This is a genomic window from Mucilaginibacter sp., assembly GCF_025362475.1.
Taxonomy (GTDB): domain Bacteria; phylum Bacteroidota; class Bacteroidia; order Sphingobacteriales; family Sphingobacteriaceae; genus Mucilaginibacter.
In genome coordinates this window covers 88,180-102,593 of record NZ_JANYGH010000029.1, presented here as the reverse complement: position 1 = coordinate 102,593, position 14,414 = coordinate 88,180, and the positions used below count along the sequence as shown (strand labels likewise).

The following is a 14,414-nucleotide window of genomic DNA, read 5'->3' as shown; positions in this document are numbered from 1 at the left end:
CTGCTATTTTTTAATATTAAGGTAATCATAAGCTACTTACACCTATGGAGCCCATGTATACAACCATGGCGGGTAAATCAGGTCACGTACAGAAATAACCTCTTGCGGCACGCTAATTTTTTGATTATCCAACTAAAGTGTTATTCCTTTGTTAATTAAACGATGATAGGAAAAGGCCGGCAGGTTATACAGCAATGGTACAAGCAAAAAAACTGGCATCAGTTCCCGTTTCAGCAGGAAATGGAGACTACCTATCTTGCCGGCTATTCGGGTTTGCTGAACGCGCCTACCGGCAGCGGTAAAACCTATGCCTTGTTTTTACCCTTCCTGGCCGATTTTATTAATAAACACCCAGATACCTATACTACGCAAAAAAACAACGGCTTACTCATGCTGTGGATAACCCCGCTGCGGGCTTTAACCAACGATATCCGTAAAGCCATGCAGGAAGCCTGCGATGAAATGGGATTACCCTGGCGCATTGCTACCCGAACAGGTGACACCCCGGCTGCAGAAAAAGCAGCCCTCAAGAAAAAGTTGCCAGAAGTACTGCTCACCACACCCGAGAGCCTGCACCTGATGTTGGCTCAAAAGGAATATCCCAAAATATTCAACAGCTTACAGGTAGTGGTCATTGATGAGTGGCATGAACTGTTAGGCACTAAACGAGGTGTACAGGTGGAGTTGGGTTTGTCCCGGCTTAAAGCGCTTGCCTCTCTTGGCAGTTCTCAGTTAGCAGTTAACAGGGAGCAGCCGGCAATGGGAGGTGAAGAGTTAGCAGACAGCAGTCCTCAGTTAGCAGCGGAAAAAAAAAATCAAGATAAATCTCTGCATAAGACTGCAAATCCAGAACTGCCCTCTGCCAACTGCCCACTGCCAACTGAGACCTGCCCACTGCAAACCGCCAACCGCCAACTCAAAATCTGGGGTATCAGTGCCACCATTGGCAACCTGGAGCAGGCAGCCGAGGTTTTATTAGGTAACGATTTTCCTCCGGAGCAGGTTAAAATGGTACGGGCCAACCTGGAAAAAAAACTGGAGATAAAATCCATCATCCCGGATAACGTCGAAAATTATTCCTGGGCGGGGCATATCGGCTTAAAATTGCTGCCGCAGGTAATGGAGATAGTGGCCCGCAGTAAAACTACGCTGATATTTACCAACACCCGTTCGCAATCAGAGATCTGGTATCATGCTATTTTAGATAATTACCCGGAGTATGCCGGTATCATGGCCATGCACCACGGCTCGCTGGATAACGAGTTACGCAACTGGGTTGAGCAGGCCCTGCACGCCGAGGCGCTGAAAGTTGTAGTATGCACTTCGAGCCTGGATCTTGGGGTTGATTTCAGGCCGGTTGATACTGTGGTACAGGTGGGCAGCCCCAAAGGTGTTGCCCGCTTTATGCAGCGTGCCGGGCGAAGCGGCCACCACCCGGGGGCCGTATCAAGAGCGTATTTTGTACCCACCCACTCACTGGAGCTTTTGGAAGGCGCAGCGCTTAAGGAAGGCATCAAGAAAGGCATTTTTGAAAGCCGCGACCCGATGCTGCTTACTATGGATGTACTGATCCAGTATATGGTTACGCTGGCGGTATCGGATGGTTTCAGGGCCGACGAACTGTTTAAAGAAGTAAAAGGCACCTATGCCTTTGCCGACCTCACCAGCAAGGAATTTGGCGAGCTTTTGGAGTTTATAACCAGCGGCGGCAAAACGTTGGCCCAGTACGATGAGTTTTTAAAGGTGGAGATTGAGGACGGCTTATATAAGGTGAACAGCCGCCGGGTGGCTATGCGGCACAGGTTAAGTATAGGCACTATTACCAGCGAATTAAGCATCAGGGTAAAATGGCTTAGCGGGGGCAGTTTAGGCACCATCGAAGAATCCTTTGTATCCAAGCTCAAACCGGGCAGTACCTTTTGGTTTGCAGGCCGTAGCCTGGAGTTTATCAGGGTGAAGGAGATGACTGCCTATGTTAAAAAATCAAATTCAACCAAGGGGCTTATACCGAGTTGGAATGGTGGCCGCATGCCTTTGTCTTCTCAACTATCGGCTGTATTTCGTGATAAGCTGGATGAGGTTGCTCATGGTATCGAGAAGGATATAGAAGTGATAGCCCTTAAACCTTTATTTAAATTACAGCAGGAACTGTCGCATTTGCCGCAGAGCCATGAGTTTTTGATTGAATCGTTTAAATCGCGCCAAGGGCATCACCTGTTGTTTTATCCGTTTGAGGGGCGGTTGGTGCATGAAGGCATGGCATCACTACTGGCCTATCGCATCAGCAAGATCAAGAATGCCAGCTTCTCTATCGCCATGAATGATTATGGCTTCGAGCTGCTTACCGATGAGGACGTACCCATTGAGCGGGTGCTGGAAGATACCAGTTTTTTTTCTATAGATAACCTGATAGATGATATTCAGCACAGCCTGAATGCCAACGAAATGGCCCGCCGCCGTTTCAGGGATATCGCCCATATCGGCGGACTGGTATTTACAGGTTACCCCGGTCAGCAGGTGAAGAACAAGCATTTGCAGGCATCTACCTCGCTACTGTTCGAGGTGTTTAGCGAGTACGAGCCAAATAATTTGCTGGTACGGCAGGCCTATAATGAGGCCCTGGCTTTTCAGTTGGAAGAATTTAGGTTGAGGGCTGCCTTACAGCGCATTGGCACCCAAACCATTATCCTGAAAACGATTGAACGCCCTACCCCATTCGCGTTCCCTATTATGGTTGACAGCCTGGGAAGGGAACGACTAACCACCGAAACCATGGAAGAACGCATTGCCAAAATGGCCAGGAGCTATGGGGCCGAAGGCGTTGGTGAGGTTAATGAAAGTAAAAAAAGCAGGAAGCCGGGAATTACCCGGAAGAAAGGGTATTAAACAGGTGTACAGGTGAGTGTTCGCTCCTAAAATAGGTTTTCACGGGCTGCCTAGAGGTTATGCGTTTTTACTGGGACTTTGAATGGCTTGAAAACCGCATGGCTTCGTCAGTTCTTGATAGGATTCACCTGGTCAATTTATTGAACAGAAGTAGAGATTGACTTCCTGTTAATCAAGATAGCGAAATAAAGTTTTGCACCTGATGGGCTCTTTTCGTTTTCGGAGATCATGTATTAAAAGGATTTCACAAAAAATGTATGAAAAAACTATTAAGCATTATTTTAAGCATGGCTGCATTGAACGCTGCGGCACAAACTTCCCACTTTACTATTAACGGGCAGATTGGTAATCTCAACGGTAAAAAAGTTTATTTAAGCTTTATGACAGATGGTAAAGGTCATGAGGATTCGACTACATTGGCCAGCGGGACTTTTCACTTTACCGGTCAAATGAATCCCTACAGTTCAGTACGGTTAGCACTTGATCATAAAGGCCTTGGACGTGAAATCGCTACTCATGGCGGGGATGTTATCTATTTTAATTTTGCAAACGAAACGCTGAATATTGACTCTAAGGACTCTTTGGCAAACGCGCGAATGAGCGGTTCTAAAACCTATGAAGAATATTCGGCTTATGTGAAAGCCGTAGGTCCGATGCCATGGGATATTGACCATATTTCCAATGCGGAGATCGCTGCTGCACCCGAACTTGTGAACGATACCGCGTTCACCAACCAGGTGGCTCGCCACCACTATAAAATGGTTGCTGATCTTCAAGTCAATAACCTGGAGTTCGCCAAAACCCATCCGGATTCTTTCTTTGCACCGGTTGCGCTGTTCGGTACCGCTGCAAATGATAAAACTGTTACGATAGCCGAACAGGTATTCAAAACCTTCAGCCCGGCAATCCAGGCAACAGATAATGGCAAGTCCATCAAGGAGCTTATAGAGGCGCATTACCGCCTTAAAATTGGAGCGGCTGCACCAGTTTTCACACAAGTAAACCCGGCAGGTAAAGCGGTTTCTTTAGCCAGCTATAAAGGCAAGATCGTGCTGGTTGATTTCTGGGCCAGCTGGTGTTCACCTTGCCGCCAGGAGATCCCAAACCTCTTGAGCCAGTATAAAATGTATAAAGATAAAGGGTTCGAGATCCTATCTGTATCACTGGACAGCAGCCGTGACAAATGGCTGAAGGCTGTGCAGCAGGAAGGCATGGGATGGCAGCAAGTCAGTGATCTGAATGGCAGCAGCAACAGCGTCGCCCGTCTTTATGGTGTTTCAGCGATACCTGCAACCTTCCTGGTAGATCGTGAAGGCAAACTCATCAGCACCAATCTTCGCGGTGAAGATCTTAATAAAAAACTGGCAGAACTTTTTAAGAATTAAGATGCAGTCACGCTTTCTCCTGATCCTGTGTAGTTTCATAATTAACCGTTATGCAGCTGCTCAGGATCTTAAATCAACAGTGGATAAAGTCCGGCCCGCCTGTGTCCGTATATGGGGTTTCGATACTTTGCAACAACAACGCACCAGTGCACAGTTCAGTGGCGTAGTGGTAAAAGGCAATTATATCCTTACAGCCGCTCATGTTATTACGCCCGGCAGCACCTACAAAATCTTTTTTCCAAACGGTGAAGAAACCATCGCGGAGGCGCTGGGAAAGATTGAATTGTCTGAAGACAAAACACGTCCTGACGTAGCGCTCATGAGAATTTTGAAAGGCACAAACCATCCGGGAGTAGTGATGAGTTTAGCTGATCTGCATAAGGATCAACCCTGCCTTAGCATTGCCTACCCTGAAAGCCTTGACCAGGAACAGCCCACTATTCGTCTTGGCAAGGTTATCGAACCATTGAATAGCCGCGGATTTATCCGGTCAACAGCTTTGATGGAACCAGGTGATTCAGGCGGTCCTCTCTTTAATTTAAGTGGAGAGCTCATAGGGTTACACAGTGCGATCGGAATCCCGGAATCGGAAAATTATGATGTGCCAGTAAATTTGTACCAGGAATATTGGTCGGCGCTACAGAAACCGGTTATTTATCGAAACTGGCCTGAGCGGGCAGACACCGTCCAGAAAGATAATAGAACTCTGGAGTTTACCTGGCCCAAAGCCGGAACTTATACCGGTACCTGTGTCAGGATCACAAGTCGGTTAGATGGTAAAGCGCAAACAGTGCTTGGGACAGTGATTCAATCGTTCGTAGTTTCAAAGAGTTCAATAGTCGGCGATTCAGTTTTTATTCTTGGTAAACCGGGCATAGTAATAGCGCGGGACAAAGAACATGACCTTGTGTTGATCCGTCCGGCGCAAAAGCTTAAGGGCCTAAAAATTAAGCAGATCATCAGCCCCGATCCTGGGGAGGTCTTGTTTGCACCCGTAATAGATTCAGTGGTGACAGGTATAGTTAGCGGTGGCCCGATCGGCCTTCGAAAAATTAATAGTGCCGGCTTTTTAGGCGCTACACCTCAACATGGCAGCAGCCCTGAAAAAATTTATTTTGTTCGCCCTGGTTCACCGGCGGCGCAGCTGGATATTCGCTCCGGGGATATAATCCCTGGTCTGAATGACTCATTGAAAGCTCATTGGCCAGGCGACACACTGCAACTTAAACTGCAAAGAGGCTCAAAAAACATATTGAAAAGCGTCGTGCTCACTTATCCGCCATTAATAGTTCATGATCATCCGGCTTACCATTTTGCCGGTGGCAGCAGCCAGCGTAATGATGGGTTCAGGAATATTTACAGTACCGACCTGATCTTGCGCCCCGAACAATGCGGAGGCCCTGTATTTGATATGCAGAATCATTTCATAGGCATTAATATAGCACGCTTTAGCAGAGCTAATTCTGTATTGATTAGCACACAAGCTATCAAAGACTTTATCGTAGTCAATTCGCGATAATATCATGGAGCATAAATCTCTAAAGCCTTAAGATTATAGGTCATGCCCTTTAGCATGTGTTTGATCATTTAGATAATCCGGGGTGCTGAATTCAAATAGCCGTATATTAGTGCTATTATAAAGTAAAGTAGCAGGATGTTTAATAAAGCAGCGTTGAATGCAAAGGTCAAGACCTGGCTCGATGAACAAATCAAGAAAAGCGTCGTAAAAGAAGTTACAGAGTGTTACGACCTGATGGACAAGGATAGCACCAATCACCGCAACATTTTCCGGATCTGTAAAAAACAGCTCAATGCGGTGCGGTCAAAGATCGTTTTGAGTTATGTAAAGGTACTTGAACTGGTGATTCTGGTTTATAAATAAACAGTTAAACTGCACATAAATTATTACTCCGGCGTTTTTCTGCATTTTCGCCGGGGTTTAATTAGTTGATTTGTTTAAGCTAATGCATTTTCGATATTTTTGAATAGTTGTATGTGTTTTTTTTAAATGCGCTGCAAAATTGATCTGACCGGACACGGTGATGTGAAAAGTAGACTTTCCGTTATGGTCGTAAAGTTCCCCGACACCATTTGGCGCGAGAATGCAGCGCCGGACATGTGCGTTGGGGTACTCGTGACGGGCTATGTTGTTAACATTTGGATAATTAGATGCATATTACACCGGCTAAAAGCTGCGACGAGCTATAAGCTTAATAGCTCTTCTCAATTTCCCTTAGTTCAAGATAAACGCCGGCAATCAAAAAGTTGCCGGCGTTTCTTTGACACAATTACATGGTAGTTGATCAATTCCTGACATAAAAATTATAATCTTTATAACGAAAAATTAAAGATCATCTGAGGTTAAGTCAACCGCTGCCAAGGCTCCTGGCTTGTGACAGCGAAAGGGAATTCATATCACTTTTGTTTTTTCTTATAATAAGGTATAAACTCTTGTGTATAACAAGCCTTATCCGTTTTAAAAATACCTTTCTCAAATGCTTCTTTATGTAATTCTGGCAGCTGCTTAAATCTTTTCATTCGAAGTCTATCTATCTTCTTGAGCTTTATAAAATCATAAGAATCTCTTAACATCATTACAACCTCTACTTCATCACATTCATCTACAAGTTCTATAGATGCCAACTCTATTCCAACTGTATTAAATAATATTTTTTTCACGGAAACAGGTATCTCTATTTGGAAAAAACCGTTTAGATCTGTTTTGCCTACTTCAACAGTGTCATTAATCATAATTAGCACTCCTGGGGTCGTTTCCAAAAAATCATCGATCACTCTTCCCTTAATGGTTTTATTCTGAGCATAAAGACTATTTGTTGAAACACCGAGCGCAATACAAATAATTAATAATTTCTTCATCTCTTTATCTTTTATGGCCTATAATTATGGGTATAATCTCTTTAGTCACGAGTACGCCGCCCGCAGCCCCACGCCGCATACGCTGACTGACACGAGCATGCAGCGCCGGCCATGTGCGTTGGGGTATTCGTGACGCGCTATGTTATTAACTGGTATCAGCCTGAAATTATCGCCGTTTTGAGCCTAATTCTTCTTTGCAGGGTCAAACCCCTAAATCCATTTATTTAACAGACCATTGGAACTTTGCAGTCCAACGCAATCCATTAACTCTTCAAAATAATGGCATATCCTTTCCTTGTCTTCCGTATCCAGTTCATCAGCGTAGGTATTAAACCTGTCTAAACCCTTTTTTATATTATCCTGGAATTTCTTTTCGGTTGGATGCATACTCACTGTTGCTAAAAAATCTTTCGCGGCCAGGTTTAAAAGGGCATTCAACTGAGGTTTTAATTTGGGGTTCGATAGACCATTAAATGAGGTATTAGGCTCGCCGTCAAATTTCGATTGCTGAATAAACTGGCTGAGCTTTTGCCGGGCGTCAGGATTTACTTTCATTGTTGATTGCTCCTGGGCGCAAACTGTTGTCATTACAGCTATGAACATTAAGGTGAATAGTGATTTCATAAGGCGACCGAATATATATGTAATGCGGTAATAAACAACGCAGTAGCGCACATAAAGCATATTACCTACTAAGCAACACAAAAGCAAGAGCAATAATTGCTGGCAATGCCTGTGAAAAAAATATTTTTTTGCTTGCTGTAAGCGCTCCGTATAAACCTGCAGTAATTACGCAGCTTAAGAAAAACACGCTGATGTTAAACGCCCATAATTTATCCGAAATGAAGAATGTCCAGATAAGACCCGCGGATAAAAAACCATTATACAAGCCCTGGTTAGCAGCAAGCCCTTTTGTTGGGGAGAATAAGCTATCGGGAAGAGCGCCCTTAAATGTTTTTCGGCCAAGTGTTTCCCAGGCAAACATTTCCATATAAAGGATATATAAGTGTTCGACTGCAACGAGTCCTACTAAAATTTTGGCTATTATCTCCATTATTTTCTAATTGGTTAGGTTTTTCTAATTTAGGGAATTACAGTCTATTTAACGAGTCCGAAACATTTAGTTTTTATACCGGCGCCCGATGTCATCCCTTTCTTGCGTTAGGGGGTGCAGCGGATACCGGCCAAAGTGGTTAAGGCCTGTGTAGTATGAGCGTAAAACCCGGCCCGCAGGGAACGCCCACATTAGTAGCAAGTAATTAATATCAAGTAGCAAGACGCAATTAGGTGATATTAGGCAGCGAACATTGCAGGTGGTTTATCTGTCCTGTGGGATGCCGATCCGTCAGCCGACGGACGGCACGACGTCCGCTATTTTCTTTTTTTTTCCTTTTTTCAACCCACTCCGATTACCTGACGATGGTTACACTCCCCGACAACGATTTGTTGCCATTTTTAAGATTGATAATATAATAATAGGTACCCTCCGGAACGGGCTGTCCCTTAAAAGTGCCATCCCAGGCAATATTGTAACCAATTGATCTGAACAGCCTTTGCCCATACCTGTTGAATACTTCAACCGTATTACGAGGGTAAGCGCTTAAATTTTTTATCTCCAACAGATCATTTCTGCCGTCGCCATTTGGCGAAAAGCTATTGGGAATGCTGATATCCCCCGGGGTTGCAGGAGGCGTTGGCAAAGGATCAACAGTGATGGTAAACTGCACCGGCAAACCAGCGCATAAATTATCACTGAATATAGCCATGAAATTTCCGCCGGGTTGCACAGAAATTTGCTGCGTAGCTATATTGGTTGCCGCATCTATAACCGATATATAAGCCGAAAGCGAATTAACCACGTAAACCTTGCTTCCGTCGCTGCTAATGGTAATATCGGATGGGCTATCGCCAACATCTACAGTAGTAAGTATGTTATTGGTTAAGGTGTTGATAACGGTAACCTTTTTTGCTGTTATGTTTGATACGTATAACCGGGTGCCATCCTGACTTATGGCAACGCCCCCTGCCGGCGTTGCAACGTCAATTTTATAAGTAAGTAACCTGCTGGCAATATCAACCACCGCTATATCATGTGAATTATAATTGGCTATATATAGCTCCTTGTTATCCGGGCTTATGGTGATACTGTTTGGGGTTATACCGGTAACTAAACCATATTCAAAGATATTAGTGGCAGTATCATAAAACTGAACTGCATTTGAACCCTCATTGATGATGTATAGTTTTTTACCATCGGCACTGATGGCCAGATCAGCAGGGTTAAGGCCGGTTGTAACCGTTTTTACAATGGCGTGCGTATTGGCATCAATAACACTTAAGCGGTTAGATGTACCACCACTAACATATAGCCTGCTGCCATCTGGACTTATCACCATGCCCGTTGGGTTAACCCCTGCGGCAAAAGCAGTAAGTACTTTATTGGTAGCTGTACTGATTACTGTTACTGTATTTGAGCCCGGATTGGCCACATAAAGCAGGCTTTTATCGGGGCTCAGCACTACCCTCGACGGGTTTGAATGATCCGGTATCCCCTGGGCGATATCTTGCTCTACTTTGTTGGTAATGGTATTTATTAATGAAACTGAATTTGATAAAGCGTTGGGTGCATAGGCATAATTTGCAGGCACCGGACTAACCGTAATATTAGCAGTAACAGGCATGGTGCCTGTATTTACCGCAATGAATTTGCCGATGTTCCCGGTACCGTTGGGGGCTAAACCAATAGTTGTATTATCATTTGTCCACGCGTAACTGCCTGCTGTACCGGTAAAATTAACGGCATCTGTAAGTTGCCCGTTTTGTTTGGTTTGATTAGCGACCGGATTAACCAAAGGTAACACGGTGATATAACCAGTTACCTTTGCTGTTTGGCTAACCGAACCCGAACTTAGCATGACATCTCCGGATATATTGCCTGTTACGGCCTGCGCCGATGATCGCACATAAATGATGATATTGGAGATCAGCCCTGAGGTTTGCGTAAGCGTTACACTATTGCTATAAGTTCCATTGGCAACAAGCGAGATCTCAAAATTATTGGGGGCTGTAACCGTTACATCGGCAGATAAACCACTTGCCGAAACCGGGAATTGTTGAATAGCCGGGCTTACAGATGGTGTACCGGCACAGGCCGAAATGACGCCTGCTACATCGCCAACAATAATTTGCGGTGCAGCCGTTGTTGATAATATATGCTTTACCTGCTGCGCAGACTGCGCACCAACTGTGGCAATCAGTGAAAATACAATGGCACTTATTAAACGCAGATATTTTTTCATGCAGCTTTGTTAACCTGCATATTAAAAATAACATTAACTACCATAATTTTTTTTAAAGCTGATAAATATAATACCATTAAAAATACATGATATCGTTCCCTCATACCCGGTGTAAGTGCATCGTAACCATAGAATAACTTAATTTGTCTGTTCATTAACAGATGTCTTTGCGCAATAACCAACACCTCCTTACGAAAGTAGCAGGACCGGCGGCATTAGTAAATTAACCCCATCTGCCTGTCAACAAAAAGGCATGATCCTAAAACCATGCCTTTTGTATATCCATGCAAAAACCTTTCGGCTTTTGCCTTTTACTTAAAAATTAGTACCTGTAGTACTCCGGTTTAAACGGACCATCAACGGTTACGCCGATGTATTCAGCCTGATCCTGATCAAGTACTTCCAGCTCTACACCAATTTTAGCAAGGTGTAAACGGGCAACTTTTTCATCAAGGTGTTTTGGTAAAGTGTAAACCTCGTTTTTGTAAGCTGCATTGTTTGTCCAAAGCTCCAGCTGGGCCAAAGTTTGGTTGGTGAATGAGTTACTCATTACAAAGCTTGGGTGACCTGTAGCACAACCTAAATTAACCAAACGGCCTTCGGCCAACACGATAACATCGCTGCCATCAATGGTGTATTTATCAACCTGTGGTTTAATTTCAATTTTGGTATTGCCGTAAGTACCGTTTAACCAGGCCATATCAATCTCATTATCAAAGTGACCGATGTTACAAACAATGGCTTTATCTTTCAAGGCACGGAAGTGCTCTTCGCGAACGATGTTTTTGTTGCCTGTTGCAGTAACCACAATATCGGCTTCTTTAATGGCGGTGCCTAATTTTTTAACCTCGAAACCTTCCATAGCTGCCTGTAATGCGCAGATAGGGTCAATTTCGGTAACAATAACGCGCACACCAGAGTTTCTTAAGCTATCGGCAGAACCTTTACCTACGTCGCCATAACCGCATACTACGGCTACTTTACCGGCCATCATCACGTCTGTTGCACGGCGAATAGCATCAACTAACGATTCGCGGCAACCATATTTATTATCAAATTTTGATTTGGTAACAGAATCGTTCACGTTAATTGCAGGCATTGGCAATGTACCGGCTTTCATGCGCTCATATAAGCGGTGAACACCTGTAGTAGTTTCTTCAGAAAGACCTTTGATCTCGGCGATCAGTTCCGGGAACCTGTCTAATACCATGTTGGTTAAATCGCCGCCATCATCCAAAATCATGTTCAATGGCTTGCGGTCTTCGCCAAAAAATAAGGTTTGCTCAATACACCAGTCAAATTCTTCGGCATTCATACCTTTCCAGGCATAAACAGAAATACCTGCAGCAGCAATAGCGGCGGCGGCATGATCCTGGGTTGAAAATATATTACATGACGACCAGGTAACTTCGGCGCCAAGCTCAATCAATGTTTCAATTAATACAGCTGTTTGGATGGTCATGTGCAGGCAGCCTGCAATACGTGCACCTTTCAAAGGCTGGCTTGGTCCGTACTCCTGGCGTAAAGCCATTAAGCCCGGCATTTCAGCCTCGGCCAGTTCAATCTCCTTGCGGCCCCATTCGGCTAACGAAAGGTCTTTTACTTTGTATTTAACAAATGCAGTTTCTACTGATGACATATCATTTCAATTTTGATGCAAATTTAACTTATAAGTTTGTGAAAATGAAATGAAGAATAGTGAGGTTTGCTGTTATAGGGAAAGTTGCAAAAAATCGAATTTCCCATTTCGATAGAGCAAGGGAGGAAAAGCCTGGGCGAAAGAAAAAGTTTTATAAACCGAATTGTCATTTCGAGTGAGCAAGGGCGGGACTGAGCGCGGCGCGAACGAGAAATCTTATACTGCGTTTATACAGACTTTGCTGGGCTGTAGAAGATTCCTCCGTTCCTCATTTGAAATGACAACCTTGCTATTTTATTTAGGCCATCGATTAATCATCCCCCACCTGGTTATTCAGGAAAACCCAATCGGGGTTTAAGGATCCTATCAACGCGTTTTTCTTTTCCCTGCGCCATTTCTTAATTTCTTTTTCCCTTTCGATTGCATGTTCAATATGTGAGAAATGCTCATAATAAACTAAATTATAGCAATAGTATTGACCTGTAAAAGATTTCCTGGTGCCTTTATTTTCTTTATGCTGACGCAACCTAACACCTATATCGTTAGTAACCCCAATATATAATACAGTCTTTGCAGGATTAGTGGTAATGTAGACATAATAATTGTGATTCCACATGTTTTAAACGATATGGCTCGTATACAAGATTTTTATTCTTACGGAGAGATAGTTTGTTACATAGGGCGGACATACATAGTCGCAGAAGATTTCTCTTCGCGCCCTCGCACTACCCTAACCCGCTCATTCGAAATGACAATTTCTTTTATTAAAAAAGATGTGCACACACAAAGTATTTTAAAATAGGGGAAATTAAAAAAACACCTTCCCCTATTTCGTTGCCGCCTGCATAGTTAGCTGCCCATTATAAACGCCGCCTGTTTCAACCAGCAGGGTTTGGGTTTTAATGCTGCCGGTAATTTCGCCGCTTGCTTTTATTTCCAGGGATCCGGTTTGGATATCGCCGTTAACGGTGCCGTAAACAACTATCTCTTTGGTGATGATGTTACCCTTTACCTGCCCTTTTTCGCCAAGGATCAGGCCTTCGTCAACCGTTACGTCGCCATTTACCAACCCATCAATACGGGCAAATGCAGGTGCATTCAAACTGCCATCTAAAATACTGCCCTCGCTTATAAGGGTTGATATTGCCTGAAGATCAAGTGCCACTTTATCTTTTTTTCCGAAAATAGACATATTGTTGTGAGGGGTGTATGGTGAGCAGTGAATGATTAGTGGTGAATAGTGAGTAGTAAGTTTATTTAACATTAACCTCCTACTCACTATTCACCACTCCCCATTCACCTATTTATTTAACGTTAAATATTTAACCGGGTTTACAGGTTTGCCGTTCACGCGTACTTCGTAATGTAAATGCGCACCGGTGGAGTGGCCGGTTGAACCTACCAGACCTATCTCGTCGCCTACGTTTACTTCCTGCCCTACTTTTACCTTTATTTTGGATAGGTGCCCGTAAACTGTTTGGATATTGTTGATGTGCTGAATGCGGATGCAGTTGCCATATCCACCGGCCCAACCTGCAAAAACTATCTTGCCGCTTGCGGTACATTTTACTTCATCACCCCGTTTGCCTTTAAAATCAATACCCGGATGAAACTCGGCGTTACCGGTATCAAATGGATCGCTGCGGTAACCAAAAAACGAGGTAAATGAACTGATGCGGGGGTATCCCATCGGCGTAAAAGCAATGGTACCCATCAGGTGATTGAGGTAATCGTTATACAGGGAGTAGACTTCGTTGTCGGATAGTTTTTTACCTTCGGCATTGCTATCGCCACCAAGCCCTTTGGTGATGAAACCTTTTAGTCCACGGCGGCGTAAATAATCATTGATGGTTTTTAACTTGCCTTCAATAGCCTGAATATAGGATTGCGCGCTCCCTTCTTTATTATTGGCCGGCGCCACAACCTGTGCCGGGATAGCACCCTTAAGCTTTACAATTTGCTGTAGCAGTTTTTGCTTTTCGATTTCCTGCTGCGTGTTTTGCGATCTTAAATAAATAATACATCCCACCAAAACCACTATTACCGACAAGATGCCGAGCGCATAATGCTTAAGCCTGCTCAAGTGTTTTGTTTTTATTTGTAAAGAACGGGTAGGCTGTTGATTTTTGTTAATAATAACAACAGTACTGATATCAGATGTCTTTTGTTTCATCAAAATCAATTAATTAGGGTCTGCAATATAACTATTACTGTGTATAAATCAATATGATTATAAACAAACAACTTATGGCCTGATGGTTACGTTAAAATGTATATAGTCAGCAAAATGTTATTATTGCGTTTTTTAAACGTAAACTGTTAATCATT

Annotated in this window: 12 protein-coding genes; 4 read left to right on the top strand and 8 right to left on the bottom strand. The window is 43.7% G+C overall.

From position 1 onward, the window contains the following. Window positions 1-162: 162 nt before the first annotated feature. The 4 genes from Q0R88_RS10920 (at window position 163) to Q0R88_RS10905 (ending at window position 6,153) form a co-directional block, all read left to right on the top strand. On the top strand, window positions 163-2,886 hold the full coding sequence (locus Q0R88_RS10920) for a ligase-associated DNA damage response DEXH box helicase (protein WP_295715980.1): 2,724 nt from the start codon (window positions 163-165) through the stop codon (window positions 2,884-2,886). Between the two features lie 257 nt (window positions 2,887-3,143). Next, the gene (locus Q0R88_RS10915) at window positions 3,144-4,271 is read left to right on the top strand and encodes a TlpA disulfide reductase family protein (RefSeq protein WP_295715978.1); all 1,128 of its coding nucleotides are present in this window, start codon (window positions 3,144-3,146) and stop codon (window positions 4,269-4,271) included. Window position 4,272: 1 nt separating this feature from the next. Beyond that, window positions 4,273-5,790, top strand: a complete 1,518-nt coding sequence (locus Q0R88_RS10910) for a trypsin-like peptidase domain-containing protein (protein ID WP_295715976.1) — start codon at window positions 4,273-4,275, stop codon at window positions 5,788-5,790. Window positions 5,791-5,943: 153 nt separating this feature from the next. Then, the gene (locus Q0R88_RS10905; RefSeq protein WP_295715974.1) at window positions 5,944-6,153 is read left to right on the top strand and encodes a hypothetical protein; all 210 of its coding nucleotides are present in this window, start codon (window positions 5,944-5,946) and stop codon (window positions 6,151-6,153) included. Window positions 6,154-6,686: 533 nt separating this feature from the next. On the opposite strand, the gene Q0R88_RS10900 is transcribed toward Q0R88_RS10905, so the two are convergent. The 8 genes from Q0R88_RS10900 to Q0R88_RS10865 form a co-directional block, all read right to left on the bottom strand. Continuing rightward, on the bottom strand, window positions 6,687-7,148 hold the full coding sequence (locus Q0R88_RS10900) for a hypothetical protein (RefSeq protein WP_295715972.1): 462 nt from the start codon (window positions 7,146-7,148) through the stop codon (window positions 6,687-6,689). A 210-nt stretch (window positions 7,149-7,358) separates the two neighbouring features. Continuing rightward, complete coding sequence (locus tag Q0R88_RS10895; RefSeq protein WP_295715970.1) at window positions 7,359-7,772, bottom strand: DUF4844 domain-containing protein; 414 nt, start codon at window positions 7,770-7,772, stop codon at window positions 7,359-7,361. A gap of 61 nt (window positions 7,773-7,833) precedes the next feature. Beyond that, entirely contained in the window at window positions 7,834-8,202 is a 369-nt protein-coding gene (locus Q0R88_RS10890) for a DUF1304 domain-containing protein (RefSeq protein ID WP_295715968.1), read from the bottom strand. A 355-nt stretch (window positions 8,203-8,557) separates the two neighbouring features. Further along, complete coding sequence (locus Q0R88_RS10885; protein ID WP_295715966.1) at window positions 8,558-10,447, bottom strand: gliding motility-associated C-terminal domain-containing protein; 1,890 nt, start codon at window positions 10,445-10,447, stop codon at window positions 8,558-8,560. Between the two features lie 322 nt (window positions 10,448-10,769). Next, window positions 10,770-12,086, bottom strand: coding sequence for an adenosylhomocysteinase (gene ahcY, locus Q0R88_RS10880; RefSeq protein ID WP_295715964.1), 1,317 nt, complete (start codon window positions 12,084-12,086; stop codon window positions 10,770-10,772). 310 nt (window positions 12,087-12,396) lie between these two features. After that, window positions 12,397-12,702, bottom strand: coding sequence for a GIY-YIG nuclease family protein (locus tag Q0R88_RS10875; protein WP_295715962.1), 306 nt, complete (start codon window positions 12,700-12,702; stop codon window positions 12,397-12,399). Window positions 12,703-12,912: 210 nt separating this feature from the next. After that, entirely contained in the window at window positions 12,913-13,278 is a 366-nt protein-coding gene (locus tag Q0R88_RS10870) for a polymer-forming cytoskeletal protein (RefSeq protein WP_295715960.1), read from the bottom strand. A gap of 108 nt (window positions 13,279-13,386) precedes the next feature. Further along, window positions 13,387-14,259 carry a M23 family metallopeptidase gene (locus Q0R88_RS10865; protein ID WP_295715958.1) on the bottom strand — a complete coding sequence of 291 codons (873 nt, stop codon included), beginning with the start codon at window positions 14,257-14,259 and terminating at the stop codon, window positions 13,387-13,389. Window positions 14,260-14,414: the final 155 nt, after the last annotated feature.